This is a genomic window from Aeromonas sp. R7-2 (assembly GCF_040908105.1).
In the GTDB taxonomy this organism is placed as follows: Bacteria; Pseudomonadota; Gammaproteobacteria; order Enterobacterales; family Aeromonadaceae; genus Aeromonas; species Aeromonas caviae.
Genome location: NZ_JBFODC010000037.1, coordinates 97942 through 114714 on the forward strand (window position 1 = coordinate 97942; position 16773 = coordinate 114714).

Consider the following 16773-nt stretch of genomic DNA (forward strand, 5'->3'; position numbering starts at 1 on the left):
GGCCCTCCCCTTCGCAAGGGGAGGGGGCCAAGCCTCTCCTCCCCCTCATGGAGGGGGAGGTTGGGAGGGGGTCTTGTGATTCACCGTCGGCCCCCTGCCGACCCGCATTTCCGGCGTGCCCTCTGAGGGCGTGCCATAGCAAGAGAAAAACATATGAGTGATGCTATCGAGCTCAGTCTGTTGGATGAAGTAGAGCGCCAACCAGCTCCCGAACCGAAAGAGATAATCACATGAGTGATGCCATCGAGCTCAGTCTGGACGGGGTAGAGCGCCAGCCAATGCGCACCTTTACCGAACAGGCTTACTTGAACTACTCCATGTACGTCATCATGGATCGGGCCTTGCCGCACATCGGTGACGGCCTCAAACCGGTGCAGCGGCGCATCATCTACGCCATGAGCGAGCTGGGTCTGTCGGCGCTGTCCAAGCACAAGAAGTCCGCCCGTACGGTGGGTGACGTGCTGGGTAAATATCACCCCCACGGCGACAGCGCCTGTTACGAAGCCATGGTGCTGATGGCCCAGCCCTTCTCCTACCGTTACCCGCTGGTGGACGGTCAGGGCAACTGGGGTGCGCCGGATGATCCCAAATCCTTCGCCGCCATGCGTTATACCGAGGCGCGCCTGTCGCGCTTCTCCGAGCTGCTGCTCTCCGAGCTCGGCCAGGGCACGGTGGAGTGGACGCCGAACTTCGACGGCACCATGAAAGAGCCCGTGGTGCTACCCGCCCGCCTGCCCCACATCCTGCTCAACGGGGTGACCGGTATTGCGGTGGGGATGGCGACAGATATCCCGCCCCACAACGCGCGGGAAGTGGCCCACGCCTGCGTGGAGCTTTTGGATAACCCCAATGCCGGCCTGGATGCCCTGATGGCCCATGTGCAGGGACCGGATTATCCGACCAACGCCGAGATAATCACGCCCCGCGACGACATCCGCAAAATCTACGAGACCGGCAAGGGCTCCATCAAGCAGCGGGCGGTGTGGAGCGAAGAAGATGGTGACATCGTCATCACGGCGCTGCCCCATCAGGCCTCAGGCGCCAAGATCATGGAGCAGATTGCCGCCCAGATGGTGGCCAAGAAGCTGCCCATGGTCACCGATCTGCGCGATGAATCGGACCACGAGAACCCGACCCGTCTGGTGATCGTGCCGCGCTCCAACCGGGTGGACGTAGAGGGGCTGATGGCCCACTTGTTCGCCACCACGGACTTGGAGAAGAACTACCGGGTCAACCTCAACATCCTGGGTCTGGACAACCGGCCTCAGGTGAAAGACCTCAAGACCATCCTTACCGAGTGGCTGAGCTTTCGCCGCGAGACGGTGCGCCGCCGCCTGCAGTATCGTCTCGACAAGGTGCTGGCTCGCCTGCACATCCTCGAAGGCTTGCTCATCGCCTACCTCAATATCGACGAGGTGATCGAGATCATCCGTACCGAAGAGGAGCCGGGCCGGGTGATGATGGAGCGCTTCAACATCAGCGAGACCCAGGCTGAGGCGATCCTCGAGCTCAAACTGCGCCACCTGGCCAAGCTCGAAGAGTTCAAGCTGCGCGCCGAACAGGATGAACTGGCCGAAGAGCGCGACAAGCTGGAACTGATCCTGGGTTCCGAGCGCCGTCTCAGCACATTGCTGAAGAAAGAGATCCTGGCAGATGCCGAGAAGTACGGCGACGATCGCCGCACCCCGCTGGTGGAGCGCGCCACCGCCGTGGCACTGACCGAGAAGGAGCTTACCCCGAGCGAGCCGGTGACCGTGATCCTCTCCGACAAGGGGTGGGTGCGCGCCGCCAAGGGCCACGACGTGGATGTGGAGGGCCTCTCCTACAAGGCGGGGGACAACTACCTCGCCCACGCCCATGGCCGCAGCAACCAGCAGGCGGTGTTCCTCTCCACCCTGGGGAGAACCTACTCGTTGGAGGCCCACACTCTGCCCTCCGCCCGCAGTCAGGGCGAGCCGCTCACCGGTCGCTTCGCGCTGGGGGCTGGCGAAGAGGTGCGCCATCTGGTGATGGGCAATGAAGGCGAGCCGTACCTCATCTGTTCTGACGCCGGTTACGGCTTCGTCTGCAAGTACGATGACCTGATCGGTAAGAACAAGAACGGCAAGGCGCTGCTGACCGTGCCGGAAGGGGGCATCGTCATGGCGCCCCAGAGGATAGGCGCGCCGGACACGGATCTCTGCATGGCCATCTCCAACGAGGGGCGCATGTTGCTGTTCCCGCTCAATACCCTGCCGGTACTCGGCAAGGGAAAGGGCAACAAGCTCATCAGCATCCCCTCGGCTCGCGTGAAGGCGCGGGAGGAGTTTGTGGTGATGGCGGCCGTCATCCCCCAGGGCCAGTCGGTCACCCTGTTTGCCGGCAAGCGCAAGCTCACCCTCAAACCAGCTGATCTCGACTACTACCGTGGCGAGCGCGGCCGCCGTGGCGCCAAACTGCCCCGCGGTCTGCAGCGGGTGGATCGTATCGAGATTGAACCCGTCGCGGGCGCCGAGCCGGCAGCCGGGGAAAATCAGGAAGGGTAATAAATATAAAGGGCGCGAAAGCGCCCTTTATTTATAAATAGAGGTGTTCATTTGTATCTGGGAAGGCATTCAATATCTAATACACAGATACTATTGTTTTTTTCCTCGTCAGTTATTTCTGTTGTCGATAATATAGAGTGCTTCCTCGAGTAATCGTACATCCTATCTAATTTAGCATGTAATTCACATATGTCGTTAGCATGGCTTGAAAATGTATATTCTGTAATTAGTTTGTTTTTATCTTTCATGCTCTCAATTCTTGCGCGTGTTATTTGCGTGTCAGATAGTATTGATGCCATGAATTTTGCTTCAGTTTCATGCTCATGAATCATGCAGTTCTTAAATACTTCAAACACCCATTCTTTTGGTGGAATGGGGGCTTCATGATTTCCTTTGGTTGTTGATGTATCTATCGGATGTTCTTCACTAAGAAAAATAAATTCATTTTTTAGGTATGTAGCTAATTCGGTACAGTAGGTGTGTAGCTCTGATAAGGCTAATGGTAGGAGAGATTTTGCTGCGATTAGTTCTCTGTATCTCTTCGCATCCTCAGTATATTGAGCTGCGTTTATGGCAAGTACAGCCGCCAAAAGAGCAATCATACCTGAGTTGAAAGTCTGCCAGCGATCCCAGACTTTCTGTATTTCAACCCAAGAAAATTCAGTCATTATCAATGGGGCTGTAATCATTGCGTTCACCCACAAGAAAATAAAGATAAGTGATAGTACTTTAATTGATTTTATTTTCGTTCTATGTGTCACGCTAGGAACCCTGAATTTTTAATTTTATTATTCTATTCAAGGGGGAGTAACTAGTCTAGTTAGATAAAGCAGCCGAAGGGCCGTAGGTGTGATTAGCGAAGCGTAATCAGACGTTCGTGAAAACCGGTTGCTGCTGTTCTGTTGGCCACCCCTCTTCTCTCTCTTTTGCCTATAGCTACGGAACAAATGGCGTGGACGATTACGCTTCGCTAATCGACCCTACTTGCCCTGCTTGATTCAACGCTCTGCTGCTTGTCGATGGCTTCAGTTGGGATGGTATGTTCCCCCTCATCCCCGCCCTTCTCCCCTTATCTATGGCAAAGAGTGGGAGAAGGGAGCCCAGATCGCAGCAATTTTTAAATGGAGTGACAGCTATGGCTACAGGTTGGCAGGCGCTGATCCCCTCTCCCCTTGGGAGAGGGTCAGGGTGAGGGGAGGCCGTAGGTCTGATTAGCGAAGCGTCATCAGACGTTCGCGAAAACAGGCTGCCGCCATGCTGCGGGCACGCCTACGGCTCTCTCTATCCATGGCCAGCCTGTGTATTGCGTGCATCAGGTGCCTGTGTGGCTGCCAAGCAGCAGCATCAGGCTAAACAGCAGCCAGTCATTGATGATGTGTGAGCCGGTCGATACCCAGATGTTTTTGGTGATGATGTAGCCACTGAGCAGCACGATGCGGGCCGTGCCGATCACCAGAAAACATTGCAGAAAATTCCAGTCATAAGTGGGCAGGTGCAGGGCTCCGAAGATAAGGGCAGTCGATAGCCAGGCGATGAGGATGGCGGACTTGCGGGTCAGGCCGAGCTTCTGGTGACAACACCAGAGGATGGCCAGAAAAGGCAGGATGGAGATCACCTCCTCGCCGAAGAGCTGGGGCGCCGTCTTGAGATAAAAGAGGATACGCGCCGTATTGGACGCCTCTGCCAGCATGGCGTTGACCGGGTTTGCATTCAGCTGGAACAGGTGCTGCATGATCATGGCAACGGCGATTGAGACCAGTATGTTGATGCCGGTAATCGCCAGCATCAAGAGACAATCCCGCCGCGTCGGCGTTCGAAACAGTGAGCGCCACCCTTTTCCCGCCACCATGGCGAGCACGGCCAGAGGAATGAGAGGGAACAGGAGTGCGGGCACAAAGCCCCCTGAGGTGGTCTTGAAAAAGTCGATGGGGGCGGAGAGTGCCGCAAACCCCAGGATGACCCCCAGCAGGATGAGTGCCCAGCCACGGGCAGACGGGGTGTGAGGATCCTGGCGATAGAGGGGGAAATCCCCGGCGCTCTTGCGCTCGAGCCCGAGGCGCTCACTGTCATTCAATACCGGCAATGCTGTAGGTTGATGCTCACCCATGGTGATCCTCGGGATGTTTATCCGTTGCTGTGCAGACAACCCTACACCAGAAAGGGGGGAAAGGGGCGCCGCTGGCTACAACACGCCAGGGGAATGGCACCGCCGCCAATCAGTTGTCGAAGTTCCACTCGATGGGCAGCTCAAGATCGAAAACAAGCTGATCCCCGTCGAGGGTGAAGGCCACGCTGGTCTGGTGCTGGTCGTATTCGTCGATAAGGCGGCAGCTCTCGGAAAAGTTGGATTCGTAGCCGAGGCGGGCAGTGCCGCCGGTGCGAGCCTCGTCGAGTTCCACCCCCAGCACCCGCAGGGGATCCTTCTGGCTGAGCTTGACCCGGCTATCGCCCACATCCACCAGCCGCTCCAGCAGGGGGAAGAAGTCCTGCTTGTTGGCCTCGATGGCCCGGGCGATGGCCTGCTCCAGCTCGGTGGCGCTGGCAAGGGCGGGAGCCAGCGTGTAGCGGGTCTGGATGCTTTCCTGAGTCATATTGTGCTCCTTGGGGCAATGAACCTGCGTCGGCCATCAGCACGATAGGCGGTGAAAAAGGTGTGCCTAGCCATTAAATAAGGTGGTGATTCATTCTGGTGGATAAAACCATCACAAAAAACCGATGAAGGCAGCATATTGCTTTTCGTCAGGCGGGAATGCGGCCATTGCGCACCAGGGCCCGGCGGATATTTTTGCACATCTTGCCGAAGCGGTTGAGCTCGTCGAAGCTGGGCGGGATGCCGCGATCGATCTGATATTGCCAGTAGCAGAGGTCCGTATCCACCAGCTCCATCAGCTTCTTGGGGCAGCCGATGCAGGTGTTGTCCGGCCCGCATTTGAAGGTATCCGGTTGATAGAGCGGAAATTCCACCTTCACGGCGTCGATGATCTGCTGCATGGCGGTCATGCGGTCCGGCTTTCTGCTCACGGTCTGGCTCCCCGGCGGCTTGTATGGGGGAGTCATTATATCCCTGACAAAATGTGGGCCAATGACGCTTAGGAGGTAGTCCGACTTGCGTGCACGCCACCGCGCCCCGGATCCTGCGCCTACTTCCCCTTGGTGGCCTCTTCTGTCTGGCGCCGTTTCGGGTCATGATGAAAGCCTCGAACGAACCACTTTTTGACTGACCCCTCTGGAGGTGTGATGAGACCCTGTGCCCTGCTGTTGCTTTTTCCCCTGGTGTGCCAGGCCGAGGCCAGCCCGAGTGAACCCGTGCAGGAAGGTACCCTGGCCAATCAGCAGCTGATCCGGGATGCCATGGTGGGGGTCGCATCCTGGGTGACCACCAAGGGGTGTGACGCGCCGGAGCGCTTCGTGCCCGTGGTACTGCAACTTCCCGAGGGGGAGCCGGGCAGTCGCCACTGGCAGGAGCGCTGGACGGTGACGGGCTGTGGCAACGACTATCCCGTGGTGATCGATTTTCGGGAGACCGGGATGCAAAGCGCCATGTGGACCATTGCCCGATAGGGTCGGCGCCGCCATCTGCGAGCTGCAAAAATGACAACGCCCGGCAAGCCGGGCGTTGGAACAGCGTGAAGGGGAAAGCCCGTCATCAGAAGTCGTGGTAGAGGGGCCAGCCGAGCAATGGATGCTTGAGACCGGCGCGCATCTCCATGTTGTCGAGCTTCTCCGGCGAGGCGTCCTCTTTTTGCAACTGCTGGTACTGACGCACAAACCCCAGGGTATGCAGCAGGTTGGGCACAAAGCCCGGGCTCAGCTCCTGACGCAGGGCGGCGGCCATGTCGGCGGGCAGCGCATTCAGCATCAGGGTGAGCTGGGCGGCGAGGTAGTCGGTGTCGTACCAGCCCTCGTCGAGCTCAATCTCCCGCGCCAGCTTGCGCTTGAGATCCTGTTTCACCTTGAGGGGGGCGGCGCCACTGCCCTTGCCGCAGAGGATGCGGTAGAGCAGCGCTTCGGCCAGCTTGTCCTCCATGGTGGGGTGGTCGCTCTCGCAGGCGAAGAAGTGCTGGTCGATGAGCTCCATCAGGCGGCTCTTGTTGTGCTCGGTCAGCGCCTTCTCGTACTCCTGCCACCCTTGCCACTCCTCCACATCGGGGGGGCTCGAGATCTTGTCCAAGAGCCGCGCATCTACGTCACCGTAGAGGCTGTTGCCAGCCTGCTTGGGGCTGACGGTGATGAGCATGGACCAGCCCTTCTGGAACGGCTTGATGGGGCCTTCCGGCGCCTGCAACAGGGCCAGGGCCTTGGCCGGATCCCGTTGGGATAGCTCCTGCAGACCGAGGCTCACCACGCCGATGACGTCGTGGGCGGCCTGCTCCAGCAGGTGCATCTTGTACTTGTTGTAGTACTTGTCGGCGAATTTGAGGCTCATCAGCACCGCCTTGCCCTTGATGGCGGCGAGCTGCTGCTGACTCAAGAGTTCGTTGTCGCGGCCAAAGCGCAGCACCTGGGTCAGAAAGGGGCCCTGGTTGGCATCGCGAATGACTAACTGCATGAATGGGCTCCTTAATCCAGAAAGCTGAACATGTCGTCGACGTCGCCGTACTCGTCTTCCTCGACCTTGTTCTTCTCTTTGGCCTGCATCACCAGCTCGGCGGCAAACTTGTTGATGATGCCGTCCCAGGTGGAGTGCTCGTTGCGCAGCAGCGACTTGATGGATTTTTCCACTTCGGGGGCCAGCTCGCGAATGAGCATCAAGAGGCTGCGCGGGTCGTCCAGCGCATAGTCGTGGCTGTCTTCGGCCTGCTGGCGCTCGCTGTAGCGCAGGGACTCTTCGAGATCTTCCTCTTCGGCGTGCAGCACGTCGCGATAGCCCTCGTCCTCTTCATAGCGATCGCCGCGATAAAACTCGATAAAGGGGATGGCGAGGTAGAAGAGACCGGCCGGATCCTCGGCCACGCACTCGAGGATCTCCCGCTGCTTGGCTTCGCTCTCCTGGGTGCGGATCAGGTAGTTGAGGAAGTCGAAGGTGTGCTGTTGCAGCTCGTCGGCGTTGTTCTTGATCGCCTCTTCCCAGTAGAGGGGCTGCTGGCAGACGATGTCGCGGATCCGCTCCGGGGTCATCAGCTCGGAGATGATGGAGGGGAAGGAGATGTCGTGCTGGCCGTTAATCTGGGTCAGGGTAACGATATCAATGTTTTCAATCACTTCTGCCAGCTGGTCGTCAGACATGGTCTTGGCGATCAGCTCGAACTTCTCGCTGGCCTGCTTCGGCTCGATAACGGCCAGCTCTTTGATCTCGATGGCGGTAATTTCTATCAGACTGTTGCTCATGCCTTGCCCCAATTAGAAACGGACTTCGTCGTACATATCCTGATCGCCGTCGTCATCACCATAGCGGTCACTGCCGCCGTGGTAGTCGGCGTCGGCATCTTCCCCGTCTTCCTCTTCTTCGTCGCGCAGCTCATAGTCGTCATCACCGCGGTGGCTGCCGCGTGGCAGCGGGTTGTCCAGGAGGAACAGCACGGCGCAGGCTTCCATCAGCTGATCTTCGCTCTGTGCCCGCACCGCCTTGACCAGCGGCAGGATGGCGTTGTTGAAGCCGACGCTCACCTTGAACTCGTCCCAGGAGGGCTGCTCGCCGCTGGCGAGCCACTTGTTCCACTGCGACTTGGCCTTGGGCGGGAACTGCACCCGGCCATAGAGGGCGAGCGGCAGGTATTCGGGCATGAACTCCAGCATGCTCATGTCGGCCAGCAGCAGGGCCTTCATCTGGTCGGTGAACTGCTCGAGCCCCTTGGGGTCATCCTGATCCCGGTAGGATTCGATGTTCTCGCTGGCATCGCTTTGCAGGGCCTTGAGCCGTGCCTGGTCCCATTTTTTTTGCATAGTCGCTCTTCTTGCCTGGTGGCTCAGGGGTAGAACTGGTCCCACATCTCCTGCATGGCAGCAGCGGGATCGGTCACGATGACGTTGTTGAAATCCTTGATAAAGGCGGCCCGCTGTTTCGGATCGGACAGCACTTCATAAGCCTGCTTTACCTGGTGCAGCCTGAGGGCTGCCTGCTCTTTCTCTTCTTCGCTTGCCCCGTGCAGCTTGTCGGGGTGGTACTGGTTCGACAGCCGTCGATAGGCTTTTTTGATGTCGTTTTCACTGGCATTGGACTTGACGCCCAACACCCGGAAGTAGTTGTTCATGACGGATCCTGCCTCACTGGCATGGTGGAATTCATCCTGTGTCGACCTGGTGGCGCAACGTCGGCAAACCAGGCTCGGCAAAAACCGGAGATTTTAACGGAAAGCCGGCGCCTCTGCCATGAAAGTGCGGTCTTTCTGTACGAAAAGAGCGGGCGGTGCGAGATGGCGGCGGGGCTACACTGGCAGAGGGGGGCGGCAGGCTCTGGCGTTGCCCGACCCCCTCTTGTCCGAACCATCCGGATTCTGCCGTCACAAGGAGTCATCGCCATGGTCAAGTCCGCGTTTTTCGTGCTCGCGATGGCAGGCAGTGCCGCCTCTGCCAGCGACAAATTGCCCGCCTCGCCGCTGATGGGGGATGTCACCAGGGCCCAGTTCATGGAGCGCGCCGCCCAGCGCTTCGCCTTGCAGGACAAAAACGGTGACGGCGTGCTGTCGGTTGCCGAGAAAGAGGCCAACCTGGCAAAGCTGGCTGGCGTGATGCAGCAGGCAGGCAAGCCGGTCCCGGAGCGGATGAGCCAGCTCAAGCCGTCGCGGGAGACCACCAGGGCCCAGTTCATGGCGCGGCAGGAGGCGCTCTTCTCTCGCCTGGACAAGAACGGTGACGGGGTGATCGGGGAGTCTGAGCGTCTCGACATCAAGGCCAATCTTGAGAAGCGGGCGATGGAGGCCGCCCAATAGGGCGGGTTGTCAGCCCTCTGATGAAAAAGAGCCCGGTAGCGATACCGGGCTCTTTTTCATCTCTGGCATGAAGGGGGGCTACCAGCTTGCCCAGAGCAGCCGCAACCTGAGCCCCCAGGCGCTGCTCCAGCCGGTGGTGCTGCTTACCAGAGCCCCATCCTTGATGACGAGGAAGGTCGGCGTCACCCCCACCTGCCAGCGGGCGGCCAGATCCCCGGACTCGTCGTTGTGGGTGGGGAAGGTCAGCCCCTTCTTCGCCATCCCGGCGCGCAACGGCTCATCGCTGCCGGAGCGCAGGGCCACCGTCAGCACATTTTCGCCCTCCTGCGAGAGCTGTTCCACCGTGGGAGTGGTGAAGCGGCACACCCCGCACCAGCTGGCCCAGTAGTAGACCAGCAGGGGCTTGCCGCGGCTCTGCTCGGCCAGCGTGGTGGTGGTGCCGTCCTGCAGGGTGAAGGGGGCCTCCATGGCCCCCGCCGGCAGGGTGGGGCTGCGCCACAGATCCACCAGGGTGGTGATGACGAGCGCCATCAGCAGCAGCCAGAGCGCCTCCTTGCCCCAGCGGCGCCAGCGGGGGGCCTTTATGCCTGCATCCTCGGCCATGGCTTAGCTCCGCTTGGCCAGCTCGGCTTTGACCAGCTGTTCCAGCTCGTCATAGGGAATGGCACCCGGCACCAGCTGGTTGCCGATCAGGGTCGCCGGGGTGCCCTGCACGCCAAGGAGGGTGCCGATGCGCAGGCTGTTGCGCAGCTCTTCGGTGGCCTTGCCTGCGGGCTTGAGGGTCAGGTTGTCGGTGGCGGCCAGCGCCTTGTTGATGTCCGTCTCGGTCAGCATCCCCTGCTTGCTCATGAGCTTGTCGTGCAGGGGGAGGAAGCGGGCAGGATCCTGTTGCCACAGGGTCAGGCTGTACTGGGCTGCCTTGGCGGAGGTCTGTCCCTTGAACGGCAGCAACTTGATCACCAGCCCCAGATCGTCCGGATAGGCCGCGAGCAGCTTGGCGACCGCCGGGTCGAACTGCTTGCAGTAGGGGCAGTTGTAGTCGGTGAACAGCACCAGGGTCAGCTTGGGATGCTTGGCGCCGAGGCGCGGGCTGGTGGGGCTGTTGAACAGCACGTCCTGGTTGCCCTTGATGAAGTCACCCATCTGGGCCTGCTGGGTCGCGGCGTTCTGTTTCTCCCAGGATTCGGCTGCCTCGTCGAGGATCCCGGGGTTGGCGATCAGGGTCTCGCGAATGAGCTCCTTGATGCGGGCCTCCTGCTCTGGGGTGAAGGGGGCGGCGTGCAGCGTGGGGGTGCCCAGGGTGGCGGCTACCAGGGCGGTGCAGAGGGTCAGGGTTCGCAGTCTCATGGCATTCTCCTTAGAAATGGGTGGCATCGGCCTGAACGAGGCCGGCCTTGTGCAAGCTGTCGAGCAAGTCGGCCTTGTCCAGCAGGGGAGAGAGGATCTCCCCTTCCGGCAGGCCGGGCCCGTAGATCTGGTTGAAGGGAACGGCGGCGGCGCCGCGCTGGCGCAGGAAGGCGGAGATGGCATCGCTCGGCCGGCTCCAGTCGCCGCGAAGGGCCACCACGTCCGGGGCCGACAGGGCGCGCTGCACCTCGTCACGCAGCAGCACGTTGTACTTGTTGGCCTTGCAGGTGACGCACCAGTCGGCGGTCACATCCACGAAGACCCGCTTGTTCTGGGCCAGGGCGTCGGCGATGGCCTGCTCGGAGAGCGGCTGCCAGGCGATGCGATCGACGCTGCCACCCCCTTTCACCGTGAGGGCGCCCCCCAGCAGCAGGGCGCCGCCGATGAGTGCCGAGAGGGAGAGGGCCAACGTGAAACCGCGCAGGCCATAGCGCCAGAGGATGCCCATCAGCAGCACCAGCACCATGGCGGCCATCAGCCAGCCGGTGGCCGTGCTGCCCAGATGGTTGTCAAGCAGGCTCGTCAGCCAGAGGCTGGAGCCCAGCATCATCAGCCCGAGCAGAATACGCAGCCGCCCCATCCAGCGCCCCGGTTTGGGCAGCCAGAGGGCAAGGCGCGGCAGGGCCGCCACCAGCAGCCAGGGCAGGCTCATGCCAAGGCCGAGGGCCGTGAAGATGAGCCAGAGCTGGCCGAGCGGCGCCGCCAGTGCAAAGGCCACCGCGGTGCCGAGGAAGGGGGCGGAGCAGGGGGTCGCGAGCAGGGTGGCGAAACTCCCTTGCAGGAAGTGACCACCGAGCCCCTCGCCGCCGCGTGTGGCGAGGCGAGTGTTGAGATTGCTGGGCAACCTTATCTCGAACAAGCCCAGCAGGTTGGCGCAAAACAGCAGGGTCACCGCCACCATGAAGCCGATGAAACCGGCGCTCTGGAACTGGATCCCCCAGCCGACGGCTCCTTGAGTAGCGCGCAGCAGGCTGCTCATGGCTGCCAGCACCCAGAAGGAGGTGATTATCCCGGCGCTGGCGGCGAGGAACTGTTTGCGCACGCCTCCTTGTTCGCTCTCTTGCTGCTGCAACACGGTGCCGAGTTTCAGGGCCAGCACCGGCAGCACGCAGGGCATCAGGTTGAGGATGAGACCGCCGAGCAGCGCCGCCCCCAGCAGCCAGAGACGTGGCTGCTCGGGGGCCGGCAGGGCGAGGGGCCCGGCGATGGTGGCGCGGGTCTGCCAGGCCTGCTCGCCGCTACCGAGCAGCAGGCCGAGGGATTGGCCGCGCAAGTCAGGGGCATCCCCCTGCCAGCCGTCGCTGACCGGCACCCGGGCGATCAGGGTGGTGCCGCTTACCTCGAGCGCGGGCTTGCCGAACTCGGCCCCTTCCAGCGCATCGATGAAGAGCGCAGGCGTCTGCCAGCCCTCGACCCGCTCGGCCCGCAGTTGCAGCTGGTTGTGCTGGTAGCCGAGCTCGACCCGGGTGTCGGCGGGCAGCGTCTGTGGCAGGGTGCTCATGGCCCGGGCCCAGGCGAAGTCGAAACCGGCCGGCGTCTGCCCATCCGCCGCCAGGGTGAAGGGGTAGTCGGTCAGGATGCAGACATTGCTGCAGGTGGAGAGGCGCAAGGTGCCCTTGAGCGGCTGCCCGGCCGGGTATTCCAGACTCAGGGGGAAGCGTACCTGCTCCTGATAGCCCTGGGTGTTGAGCCCGGCCACCTCGAAGGGGCGCGGCGTGGGCCAGTGCCACTGGAAGTCGCCGACCGGCTCATCCCACAGGATCTGGGGCGCTATGCCCCCTTCACCCGGGCTGTGCCAATAGGTCTTCCAGCCGGACGCCAGCTGGACATCGAGCAGGATGCGGGTCTGATCCGGGACGCTGCGGTCGGCTTGCAGCCTGACCTTGGCGTGACTGTTCTGGGGGCGGGTGAGCCACCCCGTATCGCTGGCCAATCCGCTGGATTGCCACAGCAGGCTGCCCAGTAGCAGGGCCGCCTTGAAGAGATTCGACATGTGTTGGGTCTCGCAAAAAAATGAGTGACAGCAGGCTGAAAAAGCGCGGCTGAACTCATTCCCGCCAGACGCAGAGGGTGAGGTGCAGTCGCCGCTCCGGCGGCGAGACATTGATGGGGGGAGGCAGTGCCGGCGCGCGCCGTGACAGGGGCACCAGCAGGGCAATCACGAAGGCGATGGCGAAGAAGAGTTGCTCCACGCACAGCAGACTGGCGGCGCTCAGCCACTTGCCGTTGAGCTGGCAGCTATTGGGCTGCACACTGGCGGGCGTGCCCTTGTCGGCCTGGTCGTCGGCTGAGGCGAACTGGGGCAGGGTCTGGCAACTCACGGCGTGATCGAGCAGGGCGAGGCGGGCCAGCGGCTGGGCCGCGCAATTGAGCACCAGCAGGCAGACCAGCAGCAGGAGTCGTGTCGCCGCGCGTTGTTGCAACATCATGCTCGCCCCGTTCATCAAGATGGCCACATCCTAGCGGGCAATGGCGGGTGGGGCAAGCCGGGGTGGCCGGTGGCGTCCGGGGCTGGTCGGTTCTGTCTGGCGAACGCTTGTTCGCTAAAAGGGGGACCAGTATACTGCGCCGAGTCAAATTCCGAGGTGTTCGATGCTCAAACTTGCCCGTGTGCTGCTGCTGGCACTGCTGCTCGTCTTCTGGTTCCTGTTCGGCCTGTTGCTTTGTCTGGTGCGCCCGCGCCACCCGAACAACGTCTATGTCTTTGCCCGCATGTATCATGCGGTCTGCCCGCTGATCGGCCTCAAGGTCCGGGTGACGGTGGCCGACGAGGTCAAATCGGTGGGGCCGGCGGTCTACGTCTGCAATCACCAGAGCAACTACGACATCTTCACCGTGACCGGCGCCGTGCAGCCCGGCGTGGTGGCGGTGGGCAAGAAGAGCCTGCTGTGGCTCCCCTTCTTCGGTCTCATCTTCTGGCTCTCCGGCAACGTGCTGATCGACCGCTCCAACCGCTCCCGCGCCATCGGCACCATCGGCCAGGTGGTGGATCGCATCAAGCATCGCGGCACCTCCATCTGGATGTTCCCGGAGGGGACCCGCTCCCAGGGGCGTGGTCTGCTGCCGTTCAAGGCGGGGGCCTTCCACACTGCCGTCCAGGCCGAGGTGCCCGTGGTGCCCATCGTCTGCTCCAGCTACTTCGGTCAGGTCGATCTCAACCGCTGGGACAACGGCGAGGTGCTGCTGGAGGTGATGGCCCCGGTGTGCAGCAAGGAGCACGGCGCCGCCGGCATCCGCGAGCTCTCCGACACCTGCCGGGAGAAGATGGAAGCCAAGCTGGCGGAGCTGGATGGCAAGCTCGGTCATCCCCGGGCCGCCTGAGTACGCCGCTGATTGTATGAGGGAGCCACCGGCTCCCTTTTTTATTGGTGAAAATCACCATCTTGTTGGTTTTTTTCACCACGCCGTATCCAATAAACATCCATCGTTAACTTTCATCTAATTGTAAATAAAGGAAAAAATATTCTGGCACGGCTCTTGTAATGTCATGGGAAGAGAGTGACACCCCATCAACAAGGAGCCAGACCATGAGCGTATTCAGCCGCCTGACCGACGTGATCAATGCCAACCTGCACAGCCTGCTCGACAAGAGCGAAGAGCCGGAGAAGATGCTGCGGCTGATGATCGAGGAGATGGAGCAGGTCCAGGTCGAGATGAGAACCCAGGCCGCCCGCGTCATCGCCGAACAGAAACAGCTGGAGCGCCATCAGCAGGCGCTGCGCAACCAGATCCAGGAGTGGGCAGCCAAGGCCGAACTCGCCATCCAGAAGGGCCGCGAAGATCTGGCCCGTGCCGCCCTCACCGAGAAGCTGGCGGAGATGAAGCAGTGCGAGCGGCTGGAAGAGGACAAGGCGCGGGTGGCCGAGGTGCTGGCCCAGCTCACCGCCGACAGCGAGCGACTGGCGGCCAAGCTGACCGAGGCGCGGGAGAAGCAGAAGATGCTGACCCTGCGCGAGCAGACCGCCCACAGCCGCATCCGCGCCCGTGCCCAGGTGGACAACCAGCGCATGCACGAGCTGGTGGCCCGCTTCGACGGCTTCCAGAACCGGGTCGATCAGCTGGAGGCCCAGCTGGAGGCGGCGACCCTGGGGCAGAATCCGTCCCTCGAGGCCCAGTTCCGCGAGCTGGAGCTGAACGACGAGATTGAGCGGGAACTGGCCCGGCTCAAGGGTCAGAAGGTGGAGGCATAACCATGACACCCTGGCCCAAGGATCTCGCCCATCGCAAGCTGACCGGGGTCTGCGCCGGTCTTGCCAGAGGGCTGGGGGTGTCCAGAGTGACGGTGCGGGTGGTGGCCCTGCTCGCCCTGATCCTGATGCCGCCGCTGGCCCTGGCGCTCTATCTGGTGGGGGTGCTCGTCATGCCTCCCCGCCGTGAACTTCAACGCTGGCTGGGGTGATCTCCGGATCGTCCCGTCGGCAAGTGCAAGCCCGTGAGGAGCACAACATGCTGGAATTTATCGTCTTGATCCTGGTGCTGATCGGCATGGCGCTGACCGGATTCACCGTGCTGGCCATGCTGCTGGTGAGCGGGGTCTTCGTGCTGTTTGGCGCCCTGGCCGGCATGTTTGCCCTCATCATCAAGCTGGCGCCCTGGTTGCTGGTGGTGCTGGTGGTGTGCTGGCTCCTCAGCAACAGGCGCAAGCAGTCGAACACCTACCGTTAAGCCTCCCTGATTTCGCATCCTTCCTTGGCCACTGCTTGCAGTGGCCCTTTTTATGGGGGCGACACAGGGTCGGTGTGCGGGGTGGCCAGCCAGGAAAGGCTCCAGCCGTGCCACAACGCCGGCTCGTGCACCAGGCGCTCCTTGAACGCCTTGCTCTGCTGCTTGAGGCGGTACTCGAGGCGCAGTGCCTCGCGTTTGCCGGGGACCTCTTGCTGCCATACCAGTGAGAGGGGCCCCTTGCCGCGCAGGGCTCTGGCCCCCTTGCCGCTCTGGTGCTGACGCAGTCGCCGCTCGGGATCCGTGCTGATCCCCGCATAGAGTGCCCCGGCGCCAGTGCGCACCAGATAGACAAACCAGCGGGAGGGAGTGGTGGTGGCGAGGGTCACGAGGTGCGCCACCTGGCCCGCTGGCGCCCAAGCCGGTGCAGGGGCAGCAGGCTCACCAGCAGGCCGGCCCAGACGAAGGCAAAGCCCACGGATTTCACCGGATCCGGGATCTCGCCAAACCAGAAGAGGGCGAGCAGGAAGGCGAGGCTCGGCTCTATGTATTGCAACAGCCCCACCGTGCTCATGGGCGTGCGCGCCACTGCATAGCAGAACAGCCCCACCGGCAGCAGGGTGGCGGGGGCACTGCCCATCAGCAGCAGGCGATCGGTCCAGTCACCGGCCATAAACTGGCTGGTGCCCTGCAAGATCAGCCAGCCGATGATGAGAAGGGCGACGGGCAACTGCACCAGGGACTCCAGATAGAGGCTGGTACCGGCGTCCAGTCTCACCTTCTTCTTGATGAGGCCGTAGAGGGCGAAGTTGGCCCCCATCACGAGGGAGAACCAGGGCAGCTCGCCGTAGGAGAAGAGCATGTAGGCGAGCCCCGCCAGGGCGAGCGCCACCGCCAGGTGTTTTTGCGGGGTGAGCTTCTCTTTGAGGAAGAGCACCGCAAAGGCGATGTTGAAGAGCGGGGTCATGAAGAAGGCGAGGCTGGTGGCCAGCACCTGGCCCGTGGTCAGGCACCAGGTGAACATGCACCAGCTGATGGACATCACGGGGCCTGCCAGCAGCACGAGGCCGAGCTGCCGGGGATCGCCGCGCAGGGCCCCCCAGGGCACCCGCTGGCCGAGGAGCAGAAGCAGGCCTCCCAGCAGCACCACGGACCAGAGCACCCGGTGGGAGAGCAGTTCCCACATGTTGATCTCGGGCATGAACTGGTAATAGAGGGGCAGCATGCCCCACAGCACGAATGAGAGGGCCGCGCTGCCGGTGCCCATCCAGTTCTTCATCTCTCTCCGTTTATTAAACTAAACAATGGCG

At 61.8% G+C, this 16773-nt stretch carries 21 protein-coding genes; 7 read left to right on the forward strand and 14 right to left on the reverse strand.

The annotated features are described in order from the left end of the window. The first annotated feature begins 230 nt into the window (after window positions 1-230). Window positions 231-2525, forward strand: a complete 2295-nt coding sequence (gene parC / locus AB5Y47_RS18660; protein ID WP_368220496.1) for a DNA topoisomerase IV subunit A — start codon at window positions 231-233, stop codon at window positions 2523-2525. Window positions 2526-2572: 47 nt separating this feature from the next. Here the strand turns inward: parC and AB5Y47_RS18665 are convergent, their stop codons facing one another. The 4 genes from AB5Y47_RS18665 to AB5Y47_RS18680 form a co-directional block, all read right to left on the reverse strand. After that, window positions 2573-3214 (reverse strand): hypothetical protein, encoded by a 642-nt coding sequence (locus AB5Y47_RS18665; protein WP_167825769.1) that lies wholly within the window; start codon window positions 3212-3214, stop codon window positions 2573-2575. Between the two features lie 623 nt (window positions 3215-3837). Continuing rightward, window positions 3838-4632 carry a CPBP family intramembrane glutamic endopeptidase gene (locus AB5Y47_RS18670; protein ID WP_368220497.1) on the reverse strand — a complete coding sequence of 265 codons (795 nt, stop codon included), beginning with the start codon at window positions 4630-4632 and terminating at the stop codon, window positions 3838-3840. A gap of 109 nt (window positions 4633-4741) precedes the next feature. Then, entirely contained in the window at window positions 4742-5116 is a 375-nt protein-coding gene (locus tag AB5Y47_RS18675) for a hypothetical protein (RefSeq protein ID WP_069651980.1), read from the reverse strand. A gap of 148 nt (window positions 5117-5264) precedes the next feature. After that, window positions 5265-5516 carry a hypothetical protein gene (locus AB5Y47_RS18680; protein WP_368220595.1) on the reverse strand — a complete coding sequence of 84 codons (252 nt, stop codon included), beginning with the start codon at window positions 5514-5516 and terminating at the stop codon, window positions 5265-5267. Between the two features lie 246 nt (window positions 5517-5762). Between AB5Y47_RS18680 and AB5Y47_RS18685 the strand changes: the two genes are divergently transcribed. Then, the gene (locus AB5Y47_RS18685; protein WP_010672785.1) at window positions 5763-6086 is read left to right on the forward strand and encodes a hypothetical protein; all 324 of its coding nucleotides are present in this window, start codon (window positions 5763-5765) and stop codon (window positions 6084-6086) included. Between the two features lie 85 nt (window positions 6087-6171). On the opposite strand, the gene AB5Y47_RS18690 is transcribed toward AB5Y47_RS18685, so the two are convergent. The 4 genes from AB5Y47_RS18690 to AB5Y47_RS18705 are packed head-to-tail and all read right to left on the reverse strand — an operon-like array spanning window position 6172 to window position 8716. Beyond that, window positions 6172-7074 (reverse strand): hypothetical protein, encoded by a 903-nt coding sequence (locus AB5Y47_RS18690; protein WP_336591196.1) that lies wholly within the window; start codon window positions 7072-7074, stop codon window positions 6172-6174. Between the two features lie 11 nt (window positions 7075-7085). Beyond that, window positions 7086-7853 (reverse strand): hypothetical protein, encoded by a 768-nt coding sequence (locus tag AB5Y47_RS18695; protein ID WP_010672787.1) that lies wholly within the window; start codon window positions 7851-7853, stop codon window positions 7086-7088. Window positions 7854-7865: 12 nt separating this feature from the next. Next, complete coding sequence (locus tag AB5Y47_RS18700; RefSeq protein ID WP_128296340.1) at window positions 7866-8408, reverse strand: hypothetical protein; 543 nt, start codon at window positions 8406-8408, stop codon at window positions 7866-7868. Between the two features lie 23 nt (window positions 8409-8431). Next, complete coding sequence (locus AB5Y47_RS18705; RefSeq protein WP_042079392.1) at window positions 8432-8716, reverse strand: DnaJ domain-containing protein; 285 nt, start codon at window positions 8714-8716, stop codon at window positions 8432-8434. A 267-nt stretch (window positions 8717-8983) separates the two neighbouring features. On the opposite strand from AB5Y47_RS18705, the gene AB5Y47_RS18710 reads away from it, so the two are divergent. After that, the gene (locus AB5Y47_RS18710; RefSeq protein WP_368220499.1) at window positions 8984-9394 is read left to right on the forward strand and encodes an EF-hand domain-containing protein; all 411 of its coding nucleotides are present in this window, start codon (window positions 8984-8986) and stop codon (window positions 9392-9394) included. A 78-nt stretch (window positions 9395-9472) separates the two neighbouring features. On the opposite strand, the gene AB5Y47_RS18715 is transcribed toward AB5Y47_RS18710, so the two are convergent. From AB5Y47_RS18715 to AB5Y47_RS18730, 4 genes are read right to left on the reverse strand one after another with little or no spacing between them, the layout of a single operon-like run. Beyond that, window positions 9473-9997, reverse strand: coding sequence for a protein disulfide oxidoreductase (locus tag AB5Y47_RS18715; RefSeq protein WP_368220502.1), 525 nt, complete (start codon window positions 9995-9997; stop codon window positions 9473-9475). A gap of 3 nt (window positions 9998-10000) precedes the next feature. Next, window positions 10001-10741 carry a DsbA family protein gene (locus AB5Y47_RS18720; protein WP_010672791.1) on the reverse strand — a complete coding sequence of 247 codons (741 nt, stop codon included), beginning with the start codon at window positions 10739-10741 and terminating at the stop codon, window positions 10001-10003. Between the two features lie 10 nt (window positions 10742-10751). Continuing rightward, a complete protein-coding gene (locus tag AB5Y47_RS18725; RefSeq protein WP_368220504.1) occupies window positions 10752-12794 on the reverse strand; it encodes a protein-disulfide reductase DsbD family protein in 2043 nt (680 codons plus the stop codon). 55 nt (window positions 12795-12849) lie between these two features. Further along, window positions 12850-13230, reverse strand: a complete 381-nt coding sequence (locus AB5Y47_RS18730) for a hypothetical protein (RefSeq protein WP_103261193.1) — start codon at window positions 13228-13230, stop codon at window positions 12850-12852. Between the two features lie 163 nt (window positions 13231-13393). Here AB5Y47_RS18730 and AB5Y47_RS18735 point away from each other — a divergent pair, with 163 nt between their 5' ends. From AB5Y47_RS18735 to pspG, 4 genes are all read left to right on the forward strand, one after another. Then, window positions 13394-14122, forward strand: a complete 729-nt coding sequence (locus AB5Y47_RS18735) for a 1-acylglycerol-3-phosphate O-acyltransferase (protein WP_368220506.1) — start codon at window positions 13394-13396, stop codon at window positions 14120-14122. Between the two features lie 206 nt (window positions 14123-14328). Further along, a complete protein-coding gene (gene pspA / locus AB5Y47_RS18740; RefSeq protein WP_010672795.1) occupies window positions 14329-14991 on the forward strand; it encodes a phage shock protein PspA in 663 nt (220 codons plus the stop codon). A gap of 2 nt (window positions 14992-14993) precedes the next feature. Further along, window positions 14994-15200, forward strand: a complete 207-nt coding sequence (locus tag AB5Y47_RS18745; RefSeq protein WP_010672796.1) for a PspC domain-containing protein — start codon at window positions 14994-14996, stop codon at window positions 15198-15200. 47 nt (window positions 15201-15247) lie between these two features. Further along, a complete protein-coding gene (gene pspG / locus AB5Y47_RS18750; protein WP_010672797.1) occupies window positions 15248-15466 on the forward strand; it encodes an envelope stress response protein PspG in 219 nt (72 codons plus the stop codon). Between the two features lie 50 nt (window positions 15467-15516). Here pspG and AB5Y47_RS18755 read toward each other — a convergent pair whose 3' ends face one another. Together AB5Y47_RS18755 and rarD are read right to left on the reverse strand one after the other, a co-directional pair. Beyond that, on the reverse strand, window positions 15517-15852 hold the full coding sequence (locus AB5Y47_RS18755) for a GIY-YIG nuclease family protein (protein WP_143237027.1): 336 nt from the start codon (window positions 15850-15852) through the stop codon (window positions 15517-15519). Then, the gene (gene rarD, locus AB5Y47_RS18760; protein WP_368220508.1) at window positions 15849-16742 is read right to left on the reverse strand and encodes an EamA family transporter RarD; all 894 of its coding nucleotides are present in this window, start codon (window positions 16740-16742) and stop codon (window positions 15849-15851) included. Before rarD ends, AB5Y47_RS18755 begins: the two co-directional genes overlap by 4 nt. Window positions 16743-16773: the final 31 nt, after the last annotated feature.